This is a genomic window from Neobacillus mesonae (assembly GCF_023715155.1).
GTDB lineage: Bacteria > Bacillota > Bacilli > Bacillales > Cytobacillaceae > Neobacillus > Neobacillus mesonae_A.
Window position 1 is genome coordinate 1 of sequence record NZ_JAMBNQ010000055.1, and the last position, 19,370, is coordinate 19,370.

Sequence of the window (19,370 nt, forward strand, 5' to 3'; positions counted from 1 at the left end):
TACCCATGTGATGGAATAGTTTCACATAATATAAAAATATTGTTAGAAAATCGTGTCGAAAAATATTTTTTTGACACCCCACCAACGGGTCAAACCGTTGATAAATCAACATTTATAGAGGGAGGAATAAAAAATGAATGCTGATAAATTATTGGATGCTAAAGGGTTAGCCTGCCCAATGCCGATTGTAAAAACGAAAAAGGCAATTAACGAACTAAATAGTGATCAAGTGTTAGAAATTCATGCTACGGATAAAGGGGCAAAGAATGACCTTGCCGCCTGGGCAAAATCTGGCGGCCATGAGTTGATTAAGCATGAAGAAGATAATGGCGTGCTAAAGTTTTGGATTAAAAAGGGTTGAAATCTATAAGGGGAACCGTATTTGGTTCCTTTTTTTAAACGTAATTAAAAATGTTAGATTAAAATGGTCCTGCTCCAGCCTAGTTGTTATCGTCGAATATGCTGCTTTAGGAGCCTCAAGATCAAATACTTTGCGGCCTTAAAATTAAAAAGAGCTTTAAGGCCCTCAAAACTATACTCGTTTACCACCAAAAAGGGATTTTTTTTTATACCCTGTATTGGTACTATAAGATAAATTAGACAATGGGAGTAGGTGGTTAGATTTATGTTGCCTAAATCTAATGAATCATCTGTATTAGCTAAGCACCCGGAATGGATACAAAATTATATTGATTCGGCTGAAAAGCAACAAAGTTTATATAAACGGACGTTATTCATCGTGGTCCTTTCACAAATATTTGGAGGTGCAGGGCTTGCAGCAGGGATAACTGTCGGAGCACTTCTAGCTCAGCAAATGCTTGGAACGGATAGTTTTTCAGGAGTACCGACGGCCTTATTCACTCTGGGATCGGCTGGCGCAGCACTATTTGTGGGACGGCTTTCCCAACGTTTTAGCCGCAGGACAGGGCTGGCTGCAGGTTTCCTTACTGGTGGAATTGGAGCGATTGGAGTAGTCATTGCAGCAGTTACGAATAGTATCTTATTGCTTTTTGTTTCCTTACTCATATATGGCGCTGGAACTGCTACAAACTTACAAGCACGCTATGCAGGTACCGATTTGGCAAATGCAAGACAGCGAGCCACTGCTATTAGTATCGCTATGGTATCAACCACATTTGGTGCGGTTGCGGGCCCTAACCTGGTTGAAATAATGGGACGATTTGCTGAAAAAATAGGTTTTCCTGCACTCTCCGGTCCTTTCATTTTAGCTGCTGCAACGTACATTCTTGCCGGAGTGGTTCTTTTAGTCTTCCTGCGCCCAGACCCGCTTATCATTGCCAAAGCTATTGCAGAGGCGGAGAGAAAAACTAAAAATAATTTTTCAAATAAAGCTTCAAATGCACTTTCTTTAAACAAGCGGGGAGTTGCTGCTGCTGCGACTGTAATGGTGCTCACTCAATTGGTGATGGTTGCCATTATGACCATGACGCCAGTTCATATGGGGAAGCATGGTCATGGATTAAGTGAAGTTGGCATGATTATTGGGTTCCACATTGGTGCCATGTACCTTCCATCACTTTTAACCGGTATCCTTGTGGATAAGATTGGACGCATTTCAATGGCAATCGCTTCAGGTTTCACTCTACTTGCAGCCGGTGTTTTGGCAGCTATAGCACCAGTGGATTCCATGCTGATACTAACCATTGCTTTAATTTTATTAGGACTTGGCTGGAACTTTGGCTTGATTAGCGGTACGGCACTTTTAGTGGATGCTACCAATCTGTCCAATCGTGCAAAAACGCAGGGAGCTGTTGACGTAATGGTTGCTTTATCGGGTGCATCGGGAGGAGTACTATCTGGCATAGTGGCTGCTCATTCAAGTTATGCAACACTCTCAGTTGCAGGAGGTCTTCTTTCACTCATTCTGATTCCAGTTTTATTCTGGTCAGGGAGGACAACAAAATAAGATGAATGATTCAATTAGCACACAAGATTTTATATAAGATCCTGTGTGCTTTTTTATTTTTCTGTAACTCTATATAGAAACAAACATGTCAAATTATTCGTTCTGAAATATATGATTCGTAGAAAAGTGCACATAATTTATTCAAAAAAACTCCCCTTTATACTCGGATAGGTACTTCATTATAATAAAAGTGTAATTAAAAAATCATTAACGGAGGAGGATTTACAAAGGATAAATATGTACCATCATTAGCGATAATTTTATTATGGGGGGAAATAAAAAGCCGCATGCTGAATCTTTAGTTGGAATCATTGGGACTCCCGCCAGTGAATAAAAACACCAAGAAATAAGGTTGATAGATTAAAAAACTACCATGAAGAAGGTAAAAAAATGGATGAAAATGGTCAAATCAAAAATAGAGTCAAACGAATGGATGGACAGGTAAGAGGGATTTTAAAAATGATGGAAGAAAATAAGGACTGCACACAAGTGATAACCCAATTATTTGCAGCAAGTATCGCCATTGACCGGACTATTGGTGTAGTAGTAAGAACAAATTTATCGGAGTGTATCCAAAGTAAGAGTGACCAAGGTGAAAAAAGTACGGAAGAATGGGTAAAAGAGGCGATAAATGTGCTATTAAAGTACGATAGAAAAAGAATTGACAACTTCATTCATTTACATTAATATATACCTATAGGGGTAACTATATTTTAGAATGATAAGCTTAATCTTGAAGAGAGATATTTTTTTAGTTTTAATAATACCTATATGGGTATATGTGTTTAGAAGTTTTATAAGAGGGAGGAAAAAACATGATTCAAATTTCGCAGGCTGCATTATCAATCATTACAAAAGAAGTTCAAGATCTGCTTAATGAAGGCATTAAGCCGCAAATCCGTTTATCGATGGGCATTGGCTGAGGAGGACCACAGCTCCGCCTGGCTCTGGAGGAGTCAGCATTAGAAAATGATGAAATGACAGAACACAGTGGAATACAGTTTTTGGTTAATGAGAGAGACCAGGTATATTTTGAAAATGTCATGATTGATTACACTAAGAATTTGTTTGGTGGCGGACAATTTACTGTATATCCTATATAAAGTGGCTTTTATTACGTGTTTTTATATCAAAAAAGCGGGGAAGAACATGAAGTAACGAGGCTAATTTCTGATTAGAACAGGGAGAAAGGATTAGATTATCTGGATCGACCTATTGTATGCATTGAATCCAATTCAGTTATCTCCCCTAAATATTTTCCAAATAATCTTTTAAGGAGGACTTACAATGCCAGAAGAAACAAAAAAAACTGCTGATTGTGCTGCCACTGGTTCTTGAGGAATCAGCCGGCCTAATGTTTCTGGGGAAGGAAAAAAGGTTAAGAAGCCAATTCCAATATGACCTGGAACATTAGTATGGCTCCTGGGAGGAGCTATTTACCTGATTTATAAAGCTATAAGCTGGATTTTTTAGTTAGAATATTGTAGTAACATTTTCGCCAACAGGATTTTTGAAGGAGGAAACCGCATGACCAAAGAAAATATTTACGATGTGATTATTATTGGTGCCGGTCCTGCAGGAATGACAGCAGCTGTATATACTTCACGCGCTAATTTGTCTACATTAATGATTGAACGTGGGATTCCTGGTGGTCAAATGGCTAACACTGAAGAAGTTGAAAATTATCCTGGTTTTGAAACGATATTGGGTCCAGATTTATCTTCAAAAATGTTTGAACATGCCAAAAAGTTTGGCGCAGAATATGCTTATGGAGATATAAAGGAAATTATTGATAATGGCGATACTAAAACCGTAGCTGCCGGTGCAAAAGAATATAAAGCTTATTCTATTATCATTGCCACCGGTGCTGAATATAAGAAACTGGGCGTGCCAGGAGAAAAAGAGCTTGGCGGGCGTGGTGTATCTTATTGTGCTGTCTGTGACGGTGCCTTTTTTAAGGGTAAAGAATTAGTGGTTGTAGGTGGTGGGGACTCTGCTGTTGAAGAAGGCGTTTATTTAACAAGATTCGCCTCAAAAGTTACCATTGTTCACCGCCGTGACCAGCTTCGTGCGCAAAAAATCCTTCAAGATCGTGCTTTCGCCAATGAAAAAGTTGAATTTATCTGGAATCATACGGTTAAAGAAATTCATGAGAAGGATGGCAAGGTCGGTAGTCTAACGCTAGTTTCAGCTATAGATGGAACTGAACAGGAATTTAGAGCAGATGGTGTATTTATTTATGTTGGAATGTTACCGCTATCTAAGCCGTTTGAAGGTCTTGGTATTACAAATGAGAGTGGCTATGTCGAAACAAATGATCAAATGGAAACAAGGGTACAGGGGATTTTTGCTGCAGGAGATATCCGTGAGAAAACGTTACGGCAAATTGTAACAGCTACCGGAGATGGCAGTATTGCAGCTCAAGCAGCACAACATTATGTTGAGGAATTAAAGGAAAAATTGTTAAAACATTAAAACGGGATTGACTTTTTTCACTTACACTATATTAAAAAACAGGAAAACGAGCCTTTCTCATCTCCTCTGAAAAAACAAAACTAATAAGCTAAAGATAGCTGATTCATGAGGGAATCAGTTTTGCGGAATCATATCCGAAGATTATACAAAGGATTAAGCGAGGAAAATAAGAAACCACAAACACAAAAGGTGGCACCTATCGTAATGTTAGGTGCTATTTTTTGTGTTTGTGGAACATCAGGTTTTAAAAATAATCTAAGTGAAATTAATTTATATTATTAATTAAGCTCTTCATCATTTCTTCATCCATTGGACCAATTATTTTTTTCGAAATGACACCTTTCGAATCAATGATATAGCTTGTTGGAATACTAAAGGCTTGGTACTGCGCACCGATTGTTCCTACCTTATCAAGAAGAATATCGAAGGTTAGACCATAACTTTTTACAAAGTTCTCAATCTCTTTATTTCCCTTATCCAAATTGGTAAGGTTGACAGCGACTATTGCAACCCCATTATCTTGGTTTTTTTCATAAAAGTTTTGCATATGGGGCATCTCAGCCTTACATGGCGGGCACCAAGTAGCCCAAAAATTTAAGATTACTTTTTTTCCTTTATAGTCGGAAAGTTTTATCTTATCTCCTTCTAAAGTAGTTAATTCAAAGTCTGGTGCTGAGTTTCCTTCCTGCACTTGTGTGAGATCAACACCTGGAACATCCTCATCTGCAGAAATATCTTTTTCTACCGTTTTTTTGTCACCCTCTGTTATGGAGGGTTTCCATAAATTTACGAATATGATTGCGCCGGCTAATACTATTATGGCGATGAAGGGAAATTTTTTATTCAAGTGTTATGTACCTCCGTATCCACTTTTTTAAACAGAACCAGGATTGTCAGACCAATCCATATAAAAGTTAATGTCTCTAGAGAAAACATGGTATTGAATATACTAAGAACCAAAAGCTCCATGAGGATCCACACAATCATAAGTGTTGACGGTATTAACTTATCTCCTTTTTTTAGGTAATTAACCAAAAACAAGTAACTTGCCAAGACTATAAATTGAGTGAAAGCAGCAAACCAATTGCTTTCTAAGAGAAGAATAATGACTTCATATGAAATAAAAAAAAGTAGAAAGATGTGTGACAATGCGTTATAAATACCAGGGTTTTTTTTACCAATATAAAACAATAAATATAAAGATAACAGGGTTAATGCTAGAAAATGCCCTTTGGTTCCCCCATTGAAATAAATGAATGAAAGGGGCATTTTGACAAACATGTTTAAATTAAGGAGTATGTAGCTAAGTTTCCAAGTAAGAAAATAGAGAAAAAAGCCATTCCAATACCAATCTCCAACTTTATGACTAGTTAGAAACCTATAAATGAGAGAGGCGATAAAAAGGGCAGAAAGGACAGCAAGCCATACAGCAGGGAAGGCTAAGCTGCCGATTTGAAAATAAGTCATTTTTGTTCACTTATTGGAGAACCAAATTTTATTATGAAATTAATCTCAATAGAGTGAATGACAGACTGGATCATTCCACAATTATTCACAACTAAATTAGCAATCTTCTCTGCTTGCTGCGGACTAACAGGTTCATCAGATTGTACATTGGCAGTGAAAGTAAGTTTCTCAATTCGATTGGCGTGCTCAGGGTTTCGAACAGAATCTGCCTCCATTTCAATCTTTTGAAAGGACAGACGCTTTTTGGTTAAAATATTACGCAGCAAAGTTCCGCTGCACCCTGCTAAGGATGAAACAAATAATTCAAATGGCCTATAACCGTATTTTTCATTTGGGGAAACAAATAGTTCCCCATAACCTAATTCACCGTTAATTTTTTCAGTATCAATTATAAATTTCACATTAAAAACTCCTTTCCATAAGATTATCATCTGAATTTGTTAAGAAATGATTAAGAATCGAACTATAAGTAAAATACCGATTAACCAATCGTTTCGTTCTCCATGATAGGGAGTTTAATCCAAAAGATATGGTGTAAACCATCTGTATTAATTCCAATTTTTCCACCATGGGCGTCTATAATGCTTTTTGAAATGGTGAGACCAAGACCTGCACCTTCAGATTTTGTACTTCTCGATTCTTCAAAGCGATAAAAGCGTTCAAAGATTCGTTCTTTTTTATCGGGATGAATAAATTGACCAGTATGTGTGAAGGTAATTATATAATGTTTATATTTTTTTATCGCGTTAATAGTTAATATGCTGCCCGTATTGTAATCGAGAATATTTTGAAGGACATTTGTAAAAACCTGAATAAGGCCGTCTTGATTTCCCATTATTTTTTCTGGTTCAATATGAATGTTGATTGCTTTAAAACGGTCATGAAGCTTTAGATGGAAGGAAGTTAAGGTTTCAGTCAACACCTTGTTTATGGCTATTAGACTAAACTGCTTCTCTAAAAAGTAGTTCCCTTTATTCCAAGAATTTAATTCCGTAATAAGTTCAACAATTCTAGTGATTCTGCGAGACTCTTCAAGCAATGAACCGAACAACTCTGGATTTCCATCAATCACTCTATTTTGAAGTGCTTCCAAGTACCCGTTTATATTTGTCAAAGGGGTTCGTAGTTCGTGGGCTATATCTCGGAGCATTTCTTCCCGTTGTTCCTGAACGGTATAAATCGTTTCCGACATGGCATTAAAGTTTTCAATCAGTTCCTTTAATTCACCCGATGAGCTTGGCGTTACTCTGGAAGGCGTCTTTCCTTCCTTTATTTCTTTTGCTGCACTTGATAAGTGTTTCAGAGGTTCAACAATTCTTTTTACTGAGATGTAGTGAAACAGACCAGCAACTATAAATGCGATAATTCCAACTTTCCACAGAAATCCATTCAGGATATGTAAAAGATCTTGTCCCACTATTTTTTCAGAATTGACTAAATAACAGGCATAATCCTTAACCGAAAGGCCTGCAAGAAGAATGACAAGTAAGATGACTATACTATTTAGGGCAACAAGCTTGGTTAATAGGTTGGAAAATTTTCTATTGGCCCACAAATTTATATCCCATCCCTCTAACAGTTTGAATATAATCTTTAGGTGTCATTTCTTTTATTTTTTCCCGCAAATTCTTAATATGGACATCAATGGTTCTTTCTGATACTGACCTTTCATTTTTTTCATAGATAAAGGTAAGGATTTGTTCTCTTGATAAGACTTGTTCTGGATGCTGCATGAATGTGTGAAGAAGCTTAAATTCAAAATGAGTTAGTTCAAGCTGCTCTCCATTAATCCAGGCTTCTCCTTTTGCCGGCTTAATCGTGAACCCAGTAAAGCTCAACTTGCCGCAGCGGCTGGCGGTTCTTCTTAAAACTGCTTCGATTCGTACCATTAATTCACCAGGGCTGAAGGGTTTAACTACATAATCGTCTGCTCCTAATTTAAATCCTTGAATCCGATTTTTTTCAGAAGCTTTTGCTGTAAGCATAATAATAGGCATCATGCTTTTTATATCCTCTCGAATCCATCTGCAGATTTCCTCCCCGCTAATTTCAGGGAGCATAAGATCAAGAATTAAAATGCATGGGTCAAGATTTTCAATTTTTTGTTTTGCATCCAAACCATTGATAGCTTCACTAACTTCATACCCTTCTTGAGTTAAATAGATTTTTAGAAGCTGACGAATTTTCGGGTCATCTTCTACGACTAGTACTGTTTTTCCAATAAGGCTCTTTGGAGTCAATTTTCTTCTCCCTTTCTAGAACAGAAATAATGTAAATGACGACAGCCAGGCACTTATCTTTTGCATTTGCCCGCTTAGTACAAGAAAGCCAAGCATAACCATGATTATTCCATTTACAAAAGATAGTTTTGATAAATGTTTGTTGATTTTCTTCATCGTTTTTAAAGAATAAGAAACCACTATTGTAATCACAAAAAATGGAATGGCCATTCCGAGAGAATAGGCACCTAAAAGGAAAATCCCTTGTGACAAAGTGTCTGAAGAACTTGCTAATAATAATATTGAGGATAGGGCCAGACCAACGCAAGGGGACCATCCACTTGCAAAAGCCATTCCAAGTAAAACAGAACCGAACATACTTTTTGAATGATGTTTGGATTGAATTTTTTTTTCCTTCATTAATAATTTAAATTTTAGCAGTCCTGCCATCTGTAATCCAAAAATAATGATCAAAATACCTGCAGCCTGCATAATGACCAATCGATAATTCATTAGAATTTTTCCAATGAAGCTTGCCGATGCACCAAGAGCAATGAAAATAATACTAAAACCTACAATGAATCCAATTGACCGCATATAAAGCTTTTTTCGATTCACATGAATCATAGAGTTTTCAATTTTCCCCCCTGTTAAATGGGTTATATAAGCTGGCAATAAGGGGAAAACACATGGAGAAAAAAAAGATAATAGACCGCCCGCTAAAGCGAAAAATATACCGATATCCTGCATCATCAATCACTCCTTTTCCTTTCATTATGGTTTGACATTGTTAAGGTTTAATTAAGAATAAAATCAAAAATATTTTCTGGCGGACATTTAGAAAAATCTTCAATTGACAGGTGATCTTCATTTATTGCTGAATGTGAAGGATAGAATGGGGTTTACTAAAAGAGAGGGATCCATGTGACAGTATGGGGATATGCGGGAAACCGGTTTGAAAAACTAAAAAGCTTGCTGAAGGAAAAGAGTTCAAATAAAAATTGAAGTTGTCAATTTATGTTTATTCTGTGCTGGTGCCGAAAAAAAGGAAAAAATAAGCTGCCTCAAGGACAGCATTATTTAAGTTTTATTAGATTGGTGTATCAGAATGTCTCTTATTATGAATCTGCAATGATCTCCGTTTTCAGTTTTGCAAGTAACCCTTTTTACATTTTCCGTACCTAAGAGATCTTTAAACATTTGAGTTTCACCAGTACAAGCTTTTTTATATTCTTTAGCGACAGAGATAATAGGACAGTTAAACTCTACGATTTCAAATGTCTGGTCATCTATTTTTTTAGTTCTATCATATAACCTTTCGTGTTTTGAATAGTATTAAGCTCTTTAACCTTTTCATCAAAACTCTTATTTTGTATTTTGGGAAGATAATTTCATTTTTGCCTTTCACTTCTTTTTTGTAGGAGATATTCAATAATTTCTTCCCCATGTAACTCTTTTGGGCCGTGAAGGAATTCCACGGGTAAGTTTTCATAATTATTAGGTTGGGGGGGCAGGCAGTTATGGAAATTGTAATAGTAGAAATATGTCAAGGGAGTTTAATTACAGCAATTGACATGGAAAAACTTTTTGAGACAGAATATCCGGAAGTGGCTGTTATTGAAAATGACTGTCTATCCTTTTGTGGAATGTGTTCTCGAAGACCATATGCGCTTTGTGAATGGAAAACGGATTTTTGCTAAAACTGTTGATGAATGTGTGAAATTAATAAAGGAACATATAGAGTCAGAGCTGGCCGTTTTCATGAGTTAGAAATAATGCTCCTCATTCAAAAATCAGTACCTAAATAGGAGGAATACCCATGAAGCTTATAGGAGTTTCAGGTTCTTTAGTCGGTTCCAAGACATCTAAAGCGGTTTATGAAGTACTATTTGCAGCGAAGGCTTACGATCCAGGCCTTGAAACAGAATTAGTCGATTTAAAGGATTATGATGTAGAATTCGTAAGGGGCACCCCTTTATCTTATTACAATAGTGATACATGGAATGTGGTAAATAAGATTTTATCTGCTGACTTCCTAGTATTTGGAACACCTATCTATCAAGCATCAATATCTGGTGCTTTGAAAAATCTATTGGATCATATGCCGACCGATGCGTTTAAATCTAAGGTAACAGGCATGATCACCACGGGAGGATCTGAAAAGCATTACCTTGTTACAGAATATCATTTAAAACCAATCCTTACATTTCTTAAAGGAGTGGTACCGGTCGGTAATGTATTTGTTCATAATGATCATTTTAATGAGGATAATGAAGTTATCGATTCAGATGTTTCTAGAAGGATAAAGAAATTGGCCAAAGAAATGATTTTGCTTCAGAGGAGTATAACTGATTTTAATCTATAAATGGAAGAAATTGAAACACTAATCCTTACAAAACTTATGAAATTAATAAAAAAGTCCTATTAAATCTGCATAGAATCTCCACAAATTATTGATAATCTATTTCAGACAATAAATACGTTTGAAAGGATGGGAATAGTGAAAAATAAAAAGGCTTTTTTAGGAATAACATCATTGATGCTGGTATTCTTTTTAGCTGCTTGTGGAGGAAATAATAAGACATCTCTAAATGATAATGCGGATACAAAATCTAACACACATGAAAATATAAGTAAAAATGATCAATCTGATTCTATGGAAGGAATGGATCATCATTCAGGTTCAGGCGAGGTTCCAGAAGGGGCAGCAAAAGCAGAAAACCCAGCTTATCCTGTTGGTACTAAAGTGGTTATACATGCTAATCATATGGAAGGAATGAATGGGGCTGAGGCTGTCGTATCAGGAGCTTTTGATACTACTGTGTATTCAGTTACATATACGCCAACAACCGGCGGGAACCCGGTTAAAAATCATAAATGGGTAATTCATGAAGAAATTAAAAATGCAGGAGACCAAACGTTTAAACAAGGTGATGAGGTTGTTTTAAATGCAGACCATATGAAAGGGATGAAAGGTGCTAAAGCAACCATTGATACGGCTGAGCAAACAACCGTTTATATGGTTGATTACACTGATACAAAAACGGGTAAGAAGATAACAAATCATAAGTGGGTAACAGAAAGTGAACTTTTACCTGTGAAATAATATTTACATGAAAATAGTGAAATTATAAAGAGGGTATCCAAAACTTTAAGGATATCCTCTTTTTGTTTAGAGTCTTTGAAAAAATAAGCTGAGATGTTCACAAAAAAGTAGTTTGTTATTTAAAAATACAATTGACAATCATTTTCAATGAAAATACAATGAAATATATAAATGATATTGAAATTCGTTATCAATTGGATATTTTTAACTAGGGTGATTATAATGAGGAAAAATCTTTTACTAAAAATAACAATCCTTCTGCTTATACTAGGTTTTAGCTTACATAACTCTGCGATGGCAGCAGGTGATTCAACTGAAGATATTAAAAAGGCGGAAGCAGCGGTTGATCAAGCAATCGTTTTAGCTTCGAAAGGAAATCTTTCTGAAGCAGAAAAAGCTTATGATCAATTTAATAAAACCTGGAGAGAGATTGAGGAAGGCGTAAAATCTGATTCTGCAGCTGCTTATCGAGATATCGAATCGAGTATGGGGAAAGTTGTTTATGCTTTCACAATAAAAAAACAAGATCAGGTTTTACAAGCATTGCAAAGTTTGAAGGCAGCAAATGAGAAATTTGCTAGTGGCGGGTATCCAAAGGAATCTGGATTTAAAAAGGAAGACATCTCGCTAGATGATTTTATCCTCATTCTACAACAGACCAAAAATGAAATAACAGAAAAAAATCAATCCGAAGCACTGGAAGGCATTAGAAACGCCAGCGATAGCTGGCTTAGCGTTGAAGGTGCAGTTGTCGCACAGTCGGCTTCTGTTTATAGTGATTCTGAAAGAGATTTAGTTGCCATTCAAGCAATGCTATCGGCGAATCCTCCAAATTATACAAAAGCTAATAAAACAATTGACAACATGATCACATATTTAACTCCTTTAGCTGGGAAATCTCAATATACTTATTGGGATGCGGCAATGATCCTCATTAGAGAAGGTTTGGAAGCATTACTTGTGGTTATAGCCCTAATGTCCTTTGTAAAAAAATCATCAGAATCAAGAGGTAAAGGCTGGATTTGGGCAGGTGTCCTTTCAGGTCTTGGTGTTAGTATAATCCTTGCGGTAATCGTTAAATTTGTCATTTCCTCAGGGGCATTTGGTAATAATAATGCACTTATTGGTGGATGGACAGGGGTTTTTGCAGCAGTCATGTTATTGTATATGAGTTATTGGCTTCACAGTCAATCTAATATCGCGGATTGGAATCGGTATATTCGGGAGAAAAGTCAAGCAGCTTTAACAACCGGTAAGCTATTATCCTTAGGAGTTCTTGCTTTTCTTGCGGTATTTCGCGAGGGAACTGAAACAGTCCTATTCTATATTGGAATGGCAAGTCAAATCAAACTCCAGTCCTTATTATTTGGATTTCTCATTGGTGCGGCAATCCTTGGAGTTCTGGCTTATTTAATGGTTTTTGTAGGACTAAAATTACCGCTAAGGCCATTCTTTATGGTTTCAAGTATAATCGTTTTTTATCTTTGCATTAAGTTTACAGGAATGGGGATTCATAGTTTGCAATTAGCTGGATTAATTCCAACGACCAACGCTCCTATTCCAAGCATGGAATTCTTTGCTCTTTATTCTTCTTGGGAAAGCGCAATTCCCCAATTTGTACTAGTTTTTGCTGCCATTTTAATTCTTTTGTTCAAGAACATAAAAAGAAAAAAACTTATCGCAGCTAACAATCATTAAAAATGAAGGAAGGAAACAATCATGAAAAAATTAACGTCAATCGTACTAGCAGTTGGTCTTGGAGGTTCCTTACTTTTAGCAGGATGTAGTTCTAATGACAATAAAACAGCAGATGGTGTAAATAAAATGCTAGATACAACCGAGCAATTATCCAAGGCAATCGACAGTGGTGATCAAGCAAAGGTAAAAGAAGTAGGACCTAAACTTGAAGATCAATGGTCCTCTTTTGAAGATGATGTAAAAAAAGATAACAAGGAACTTTATGAAAAGGTCGAAAAATATCTTGACCCAACCATTGCAGGTTCAGAAGCAGCTACTCTTGATAAAGAAGCATTAGGCACATTGAACGATCAACTTACTGATGCCTTAAAGGAGCTGGCAGATAAAACTAAATAATTAAATATCAAAACACCGGCCTCTAAGGAGTCGGTGTTTTAATATTGTTTGAAACCTTGTTAAAGATCAAATAGTACTAGAAATGCTGGTTTCCATTGAAAATAAATTTCTCCATAATTTCTCGATAAAATTATTATATGATGGAATAAATGGTACTATTTTTTGAAAACCAAGGAGCAATTAAATGAAAAAAATAAAGAGCATATCAACGAAGTTGGGGTTATTATTCAGCGGAATTTTTGTGGTATTGCTTCTCATATTAGGTATTATATTATATGGAATTTTTATTAATATTTTCGGTGATTATGTCAAGCAGGATTTGCTTGTAAGAGGGAATAATCACGCAAAAGTGCTGGAAGGACAATTTAATGAATCAACCATTGACCATGTAATCCGAATGGAAAAAGGAGCAACAACCAAGGTTTTAATCACTGATCCTAATCAAAGTGTAATCGGTTCTTCGGTTCCCCTGGATGAAGATATGAAAAATCACTTACTGCCTAAAGGAAAGGTGCTCAAAAAAGGTCTGTTGGTGGAAACTGATTGGAAACACCATGATTACATCATTTCCGTTTCTCCTATTGGAAAAAATGAAGGTTTTGTATATATGTACTATCCAGCATATATATTACGGGAAATCGTGGTTGTTTTAAACCTATTAATATTAATTGCGAGCTTGGGAGTAGTTTTACTTGCCTTTGGATTTGTTGGAATTTTATCTAAAAGACTTACAATGCCGCTCTTAATGATGAAAGATGCGACAAATAAAATGTCGCTTGGACGGTATCAACAAAAAATCCCCATGAAAGGTAATGATGAAATTGCCCAGCTGGGAAAATCGATTCAGTCGCTGGGGGAACAGCTTCAATACTTTGAAGACAGCAGGAATGATTTCCTTGCCGGAGTTTCACATGAGCTTCGCACCCCTCTAACCTATATTAAAGGATATAGCGATATATTAATGAAGGGAATGTATAAAAGCAGTCAAGAACAGAAGCAATATTTACAAATTATCAATAATGAAGCAAAGCGTTTATCGGTTTTAGTGAATGATTTATTTGAAATGAGTAAATTACAGGCAAATGAATTTCTATTAGAGCGTGAGTATTCTAATATCAATCAGATTATCGATAAGGTCATAACCAATCTTCAGCCAGAAATGTTGAAAAAGGGGATTAAAATCACATCCAACCTACAAGAAATTCCGTTAATCATTATTGACCCTAAAAGAGTGGAACAAGTTTTATATAATCTTATTGAAAATGCATTGAAATACACCCAGGAAGGGGAAATTTCAATTACCTCTTATATTGAAAAAGGGTTTGTAAAAATAAAAGTAAAAGATACTGGAATCGGGATTCCAAAATCTGATTTGACTAAAATATTTGATCGTTTTTACCGGGTTGAACAATCCCGTGCCAGAAAAACAGGGGGAACCGGGCTGGGACTATATGTAGTAAAACAGATTATTGAAGCACATGAAGGAGAAATAATGGTTGAAAGTATTGAAAATGCAGGATCCGCTTTTACCATATCTATAAAAATTTAAAATCTGATTGGAGAAGGAAAAAGATATGATTAAAATATTGGTAGTCGATGATGAGTTTGAAATGAGACAGCTATTGCTCCTTTATTTAGAGCAGGAAGGTTTTATTGTGGAAGAAGCAGAGAACGGAAAGGAAGCTTATAAGAAAATTGACAAACATGAGTATCAGTTAATGATTCTTGATGTTATGATGCCGCTGATGGACGGCTGGCAGACACTTGAACAAGTACGTAAATTGTCAGATTTGCCGGTAATTATGCTAACGGCAAAAGGGACTGTTAAAGATAAAGTGGCCGGATTATCAAAAGGCGCCGATGATTATTTAGTTAAACCATTTGATGCTGAGGAACTGGTGGCGAGGGTCCATGCGTTACTAAGAAGAACTCATCTAAACGAAGAAAAAGAAAACTTGTTAAAATATAATGCGTTAACTGTTGACTTAAATGCTCGAAATGTATTTTTCGATGATAAAAAAATTAGTCTTACACAAACAGAGTTTGATTTACTAAAGATTCTTTTGGAAAATAGGGGAAATGTCTTATCAAGAGAGCAATTGGTAGAGTTAATTTGGGGTATAGAGTTTACGGGGGAAGACAGAACGGTTGATTCTCACATTAAAAATCTCCGGGATAAATTAAAAGCGGCAGGGGTCAAGGAACAGCCCGTTAAAACAGTTTGGGGTATCGGATATAAAGTGGAATAGGTGAGAAAATGAAAAAAATATTGTCCACCCTATCTTTAATTCTAATTATTATTCTAGGAATTTCGTCCTTGATATTTGTCATCAAAATGACGTGGTTTCCCCCAACTTCAATGGGGATGATGATGGGAAAAAATATGATGCTGCACCACATTTTCTTTTGGTTTTCACAGATGCTGATTATTTGCTTCTTATTCTTAACAGTCATCATGATTATTTGGAGGGCCATGAATAGAAACAAAGATAAGAAATAAAGAATTTGAAAAGGCTTCTTATTCGACCAGCTGACGGCATATAACCGGGACCTACTTGTAAAAGAGGGGCATTGTAATAGATATTTTGACTTTCAAGAAAAGATGAAAAATTTGGAAAGAAATTTGGTGCTATATTTGGAGGGGCAAGTTCTAGAGTGGTTTGAAAACAGTGGTTATTTTGTCTTTTTGCTAAGCATTATTCTAAATATCTTGATAAGCGTTTTGGGGATTTTACCAAGCGTTTTTATTACGGCTGCAAATATTAGTTTCTTTGGTTTTGGTTATGGGCTGTTTTTATCTATATTAGGAGAGGCTTTGGGAGCAATCGTTAGCTTTTATTTATATCGTAAAGGTATAAATAAACTAAAAAATAAGGTTACAATGAACAATAAATATTTGGATCGATTACATCAAACTAAAGGGGGAGAAGCTTTTTTATTAATTATAGCGCTTCGGATACTCCCGTTTATCCCATCTGGCCTCGTTACTTTAGTAAGTGCAGGCAGTAAAGTGGGAATCTTGAATTTTTCATTGGCAAGCACCCTGGGAAAAATACCTGCACTTTTAATTGAAGCCTATTCCATTCAGCAAATCCTGAGTCGGAGTTTTCAGGGGAAAATAATATTAACAATATCATCAATTATTGTTTTTTGTTTACTCTTTAAAAAAAATAAAAGGTAAAAAATTTATCACCTCCATACTTTCTACAACTTCTTATGAAAATTTATTTCTATTAAAATATATATTTTGGGTGATGGCATGTACAGTATCCTTAGTAAAATTAGTACTTTTTTAAGTCAGCCATTTTTTAATATGGCAAATAGTTTAGAATCTTGGCCAATTGTTTTTACCTTAATCTTAGGTCTTGTCGGAGCACTTGCCCCATGTCAGCTTACAGGCAATATTAGTGCAATCAAGCTGTATGGAAATAGTTCTATCCAAAAGAAAATTATCTGGAAGGAAGTTTTTAGCTTTACAATAGGTAAAATTGTTGCATTTTCCTTTTTGGGTGCAATGGTATGGCTGCTTGGTAAAGGAATTGAACAAAATCTGACTTTTTGTTTTCCTTGGCTTCGTAAAATGATGGGACCAGTCTTAATTATTGTCGGAATTTATATGCTCGGATTTATTAAATTGAAAGGGACTATTAAATTGTTTAAACAGTCTAAGGAATACAAGCAAGGAAACCGTTTTGGATCCTTCATGCTGGGTCTTTAGTTTTTCTTTAGCTTTCTGTCCGACCATGTTTATCCTGTTTTTTGTTACTTTAATGCCGGTTGTACTGTCTAGTTCATATGGATTTATTCTTCCGTCCATATTCGCCCTCGGCACAGCGTTGCCGCTATTAATCGTGATTTTTATCATTTGGTATTTTGGCGGCGGTGGTGTTTTAATGAAAAAAGGAAGAAAATTCGGGACCATTGTCCAAAGGATTGCCGGCATTTTTATGATGATTATAGGAATTTTTGATACATTTACCTATTGGTCGTTTTAATGGGTGGTTTTTAACAGGCGTGATTACCTTTTGGTGCTGTTCTTGAAGTTAATGATAGTAAAAAGATTCAGGCATATTTAAACGGAAGTCCATGACTTCGAATAGGGGGAATGTGCACAACAGAAGCTGCTTTAACGGTTCATTCGATTAGAAACCGATCAGGATTAACAGCTTCGGAAATTAACAAAAAATGACATGATCCATTTGGAATAGATATGGGCTATACAAATGGAATAAAGTGCATTAGTTGTCCCTGTAACCTGAAGGCACCATATAACTACCTGGCAAAATAGCGATTTTTCATAGAGAGATTGCTGTTTTTACTTTTTAAAGAAGAATACGTATCTCTCGAATGGTAAATGATGAATAGAATAATTAAGAGAGTCAATGAAAGACTATAGATGTATCGGAAAAACAAAGGGAGGAATCTTTATGTCCCATATGAAAGATCATCACCACACAGGTGAAATTGTATCAGAAGCTGGTACTTATATTTGTGCAGCTGGAGAAAAGGCGGAACTTCATCAAGGGGAAACATTTCCGGAGTGTCCTTCCGCTGGAAATGCAACCACTTGGACTCATGCTAACCATACTCACAGAACAGGAGAAACTGTAATGGAATCAGGTCATTATATAGATGCTGATGGAGAGCATGCAGTGCTCCAGCAGGGAGAAATATTCCCATGCTGTCCTTCAACTGGACAATCTGTTACTTGGATTCATGAAGAATAATACAACAGCCTGATTGAAGGACTGTTTTTCATTATTAAAAAAGGATACTTTATATCATCATAATATGAAGAATTATGTGAAAAAGTATACCTGTCATTATCCCTGTCTTACAGAAAAAACGTTTCCCAAAAAATGTAGTGGGAATGTAGAATAAAAAAATAATTATCACTATCAAAAATTCCCATTTGATAGTGATAATTATGACCATTCAATGTTTTCCATGGTAAAGGGATTTGCTATATATTTAGGTTATTGAATTGAAATTCCGTTTGGTACTTCTCCGACATCAATAGTATCAACTACTTCATTTTTCTCATTATCTATAACACTGACTGTATTATCATACATATTTGTGACATAAATAAATTTATGATCTTTGCTTGTTACTACTCCATGAGGACCATTTCCAACTTTTATTGTAGCAGCTGCCTTCTTCGTTTTTAAATCAACCTTTGTCACAGTATCTGAAGGGTTTTCAGACGTACCCTGGTTTGCAACAATGGCATATTTGTCATCGGGTTGAATATAAACTTGAGCGGGTCCTGCGCCAACTTTAACTTTTTCAACTTTGTCAGAAGTAAGATCCACAATAGCCAGGCTATTTTCCCCATTTAATGTAGTTACTAGTGTTTTATTGTCTGATGTGATACCAGTTGTGACTGGGGCTTTCCCTACGGTCATTTTTTTCATTTCTTTTAAATTGTCTAAATCAATGACGCTGACTGTATCCTCACCCATATTTGCGATATAGGCAAATTTGCTATCATGTGAAATGCGGAATCCGTGCGGCCCTTTCCCAGTTTGAATAGTACTAATAACTTTGTAAGAAGTTAAATCAATTACTGAAACATTATTGCTTTCGTTATTGGTGACAAGTGCATATTTGTTGTTCTCCGTAAAGACAATATGTGCAGGATGTTCGCCAACCTCAACTTTTTGTATTAATTTATTTGATTTAATGTCATAAAACAATGCATAACCATTCATTTTCATATCCATAGAACTGTCATCATGTTTACCGTGTCCTCCCATATTTGGAACCATTGCAGCCCCTAAAATTTTATTATCGGGTGATACTTGAACATTATGAGCAGCACCTTCAGTATCGATTGTTTTTACAAATTTATTCGTTTTTGCATCAATTTTTGAAATTCCATTTTCATTAGCTGTGAAATAGTAAGAAGATGTATCAGCCTGTTGGTTTTGTGAAGTTTGTTCTGACTTTTTTACCTCCCTCTATAAATGTTGATTTATCAACGGTTTGACCCGTTGGTGGGGTGTCAAAAAAATATTTTTCGACACGATTTTCTAACAATATTTTTATATTATGTGAAACTATTCCATCACATGGGTAC

19 protein-coding genes and 2 pseudogenes are annotated in these 19,370 nt (G+C 35.9%); 15 read left to right on the forward strand and 6 right to left on the reverse strand.

The window, feature by feature from the left end:
• Window positions 1-133 precede the first annotated feature (133 nt).
• The 4 genes from M3183_RS24725 to trxB all read left to right on the forward strand — a co-directional run bounded on the left by M3183_RS24725 (window position 134) and on the right by trxB (window position 4,402).
• Window positions 134-361: a sulfurtransferase TusA family protein gene (locus M3183_RS24725; RefSeq protein ID WP_251474229.1), complete on the forward strand. Its 228-nt coding sequence runs from the start codon at window positions 134-136 to the stop codon at window positions 359-361.
• Window positions 362-625: 264 nt separating this feature from the next.
• Window positions 626-1,927, forward strand: coding sequence for an MFS transporter (locus M3183_RS24730; protein WP_251474231.1), 1,302 nt, complete (start codon window positions 626-628; stop codon window positions 1,925-1,927).
• A 390-nt stretch (window positions 1,928-2,317) separates the two neighbouring features.
• Window positions 2,318-2,614 (forward strand): metal-sensing transcriptional repressor, encoded by a 297-nt coding sequence (locus M3183_RS24735; RefSeq protein ID WP_251474239.1) that lies wholly within the window; start codon window positions 2,318-2,320, stop codon window positions 2,612-2,614.
• An 840-nt stretch (window positions 2,615-3,454) separates the two neighbouring features.
• Window positions 3,455-4,402: a thioredoxin-disulfide reductase gene (trxB, locus tag M3183_RS24740; protein ID WP_251474242.1), complete on the forward strand. Its 948-nt coding sequence runs from the start codon at window positions 3,455-3,457 to the stop codon at window positions 4,400-4,402.
• A 265-nt stretch (window positions 4,403-4,667) separates the two neighbouring features.
• On the opposite strand, the gene M3183_RS24745 is transcribed toward trxB, so the two are convergent.
• The 5 genes from M3183_RS24745 to M3183_RS24765 form a co-directional block, all read right to left on the reverse strand.
• Window positions 4,668-5,249 (reverse strand): redoxin domain-containing protein, encoded by a 582-nt coding sequence (locus tag M3183_RS24745; RefSeq protein WP_251474254.1) that lies wholly within the window; start codon window positions 5,247-5,249, stop codon window positions 4,668-4,670.
• A 616-nt stretch (window positions 5,250-5,865) separates the two neighbouring features.
• Window positions 5,866-6,270 carry an OsmC family protein gene (locus M3183_RS24750; RefSeq protein WP_251474256.1) on the reverse strand — a complete coding sequence of 135 codons (405 nt, stop codon included), beginning with the start codon at window positions 6,268-6,270 and terminating at the stop codon, window positions 5,866-5,868.
• An 80-nt stretch (window positions 6,271-6,350) separates the two neighbouring features.
• A complete protein-coding gene (locus tag M3183_RS24755) occupies window positions 6,351-7,424 on the reverse strand; it encodes a sensor histidine kinase (protein WP_251474259.1) in 1,074 nt (357 codons plus the stop codon).
• Entirely contained in the window at window positions 7,411-8,109 is a 699-nt protein-coding gene (locus tag M3183_RS24760) for a response regulator transcription factor (RefSeq protein WP_251474261.1), read from the reverse strand. Before M3183_RS24760 ends, M3183_RS24755 begins: the two co-directional genes overlap by 14 nt.
• A gap of 15 nt (window positions 8,110-8,124) precedes the next feature.
• Entirely contained in the window at window positions 8,125-8,841 is a 717-nt protein-coding gene (locus tag M3183_RS24765) for a cytochrome c biogenesis CcdA family protein (RefSeq protein WP_311315406.1), read from the reverse strand.
• Window positions 8,842-9,608: 767 nt separating this feature from the next.
• On the opposite strand from M3183_RS24765, the pseudogene M3183_RS24770 reads away from it, so the two are divergent.
• From M3183_RS24770 to M3183_RS24820, 11 genes and pseudogenes are all read left to right on the forward strand, one after another.
• Window positions 9,609-9,858: pseudogene (locus M3183_RS24770) on the forward strand (YuzB family protein).
• A 49-nt stretch (window positions 9,859-9,907) separates the two neighbouring features.
• Window positions 9,908-10,453: an NADPH-dependent FMN reductase gene (locus M3183_RS24775; RefSeq protein WP_251474263.1), complete on the forward strand. Its 546-nt coding sequence runs from the start codon at window positions 9,908-9,910 to the stop codon at window positions 10,451-10,453.
• A gap of 135 nt (window positions 10,454-10,588) precedes the next feature.
• Window positions 10,589-11,194, forward strand: coding sequence for a YdhK family protein (locus M3183_RS24780; protein WP_251474267.1), 606 nt, complete (start codon window positions 10,589-10,591; stop codon window positions 11,192-11,194).
• A gap of 222 nt (window positions 11,195-11,416) precedes the next feature.
• Complete coding sequence (locus M3183_RS24785) at window positions 11,417-12,892, forward strand: FTR1 family protein (protein ID WP_251474269.1); 1,476 nt, start codon at window positions 11,417-11,419, stop codon at window positions 12,890-12,892.
• A 21-nt stretch (window positions 12,893-12,913) separates the two neighbouring features.
• Complete coding sequence (locus tag M3183_RS24790; RefSeq protein ID WP_251474271.1) at window positions 12,914-13,288, forward strand: hypothetical protein; 375 nt, start codon at window positions 12,914-12,916, stop codon at window positions 13,286-13,288.
• A 184-nt stretch (window positions 13,289-13,472) separates the two neighbouring features.
• The gene (locus M3183_RS24795) at window positions 13,473-14,837 is read left to right on the forward strand and encodes a sensor histidine kinase (protein ID WP_251474273.1); all 1,365 of its coding nucleotides are present in this window, start codon (window positions 13,473-13,475) and stop codon (window positions 14,835-14,837) included.
• 25 nt (window positions 14,838-14,862) lie between these two features.
• Window positions 14,863-15,537: a response regulator transcription factor gene (locus M3183_RS24800; RefSeq protein WP_251474276.1), complete on the forward strand. Its 675-nt coding sequence runs from the start codon at window positions 14,863-14,865 to the stop codon at window positions 15,535-15,537.
• A gap of 8 nt (window positions 15,538-15,545) precedes the next feature.
• Complete coding sequence (locus M3183_RS24805; RefSeq protein ID WP_251474278.1) at window positions 15,546-15,788, forward strand: hypothetical protein; 243 nt, start codon at window positions 15,546-15,548, stop codon at window positions 15,786-15,788.
• A gap of 111 nt (window positions 15,789-15,899) precedes the next feature.
• On the forward strand, window positions 15,900-16,469 hold the full coding sequence (locus tag M3183_RS24810; protein ID WP_251474281.1) for a TVP38/TMEM64 family protein: 570 nt from the start codon (window positions 15,900-15,902) through the stop codon (window positions 16,467-16,469).
• A gap of 78 nt (window positions 16,470-16,547) precedes the next feature.
• Window positions 16,548-17,283 (forward strand): annotated as a pseudogene (locus M3183_RS24815) (urease accessory protein UreH domain-containing protein).
• Window positions 17,284-17,715: 432 nt separating this feature from the next.
• A complete protein-coding gene (locus tag M3183_RS24820; RefSeq protein WP_251474283.1) occupies window positions 17,716-18,015 on the forward strand; it encodes a hypothetical protein in 300 nt (99 codons plus the stop codon).
• A gap of 249 nt (window positions 18,016-18,264) precedes the next feature.
• Here the strand turns inward: M3183_RS24820 and M3183_RS24825 are convergent, their stop codons facing one another.
• Window positions 18,265-19,059, reverse strand: a complete 795-nt coding sequence (locus M3183_RS24825; protein WP_251474286.1) for a YVTN family beta-propeller repeat protein — start codon at window positions 19,057-19,059, stop codon at window positions 18,265-18,267.
• Between the last annotated feature and the right edge of the window lie 311 nt (window positions 19,060-19,370).

Excerpts from the sequence above, each read along its gene's own strand:
- M3183_RS24725 (WP_251474229.1), top strand. The coding sequence starts at position 134 with ATGAATGCTGATAAATTATTGGATGCTAAAGGGTTAGCCTGCCCAATG.
- M3183_RS24790 (WP_251474271.1), top strand. The coding sequence starts at position 12,914 with ATGAAAAAATTAACGTCAATCGTACTAGCAGTTGGTCTTGGAGGTTCC.
- M3183_RS24800 (WP_251474276.1), top strand. The coding sequence starts at position 14,863 with ATGATTAAAATATTGGTAGTCGATGATGAGTTTGAAATGAGACAGCTA.
- M3183_RS24735 (WP_251474239.1), top strand. The coding sequence starts at position 2,318 with ATGGATGAAAATGGTCAAATCAAAAATAGAGTCAAACGAATGGATGGA.
- M3183_RS24765 (WP_311315406.1), bottom strand. The coding sequence starts at position 8,841 with ATGATGCAGGATATCGGTATATTTTTCGCTTTAGCGGGCGGTCTATTA.
- M3183_RS24805 (WP_251474278.1), top strand. The coding sequence starts at position 15,546 with ATGAAAAAAATATTGTCCACCCTATCTTTAATTCTAATTATTATTCTA.
- M3183_RS24785 (WP_251474269.1), top strand. The coding sequence starts at position 11,417 with ATGAGGAAAAATCTTTTACTAAAAATAACAATCCTTCTGCTTATACTA.
- M3183_RS24795 (WP_251474273.1), top strand. The coding sequence starts at position 13,473 with ATGAAAAAAATAAAGAGCATATCAACGAAGTTGGGGTTATTATTCAGC.
- M3183_RS24825 (WP_251474286.1), bottom strand. The coding sequence starts at position 19,059 with ATGGTTCCAAATATGGGAGGACACGGTAAACATGATGACAGTTCTATG.
- trxB (WP_251474242.1), top strand. The coding sequence starts at position 3,455 with ATGACCAAAGAAAATATTTACGATGTGATTATTATTGGTGCCGGTCCT.
- M3183_RS24820 (WP_251474283.1), top strand. The coding sequence starts at position 17,716 with ATGTCCCATATGAAAGATCATCACCACACAGGTGAAATTGTATCAGAA.
- M3183_RS24775 (WP_251474263.1), top strand. The coding sequence starts at position 9,908 with ATGAAGCTTATAGGAGTTTCAGGTTCTTTAGTCGGTTCCAAGACATCT.
- M3183_RS24730 (WP_251474231.1), top strand. The coding sequence starts at position 626 with ATGTTGCCTAAATCTAATGAATCATCTGTATTAGCTAAGCACCCGGAA.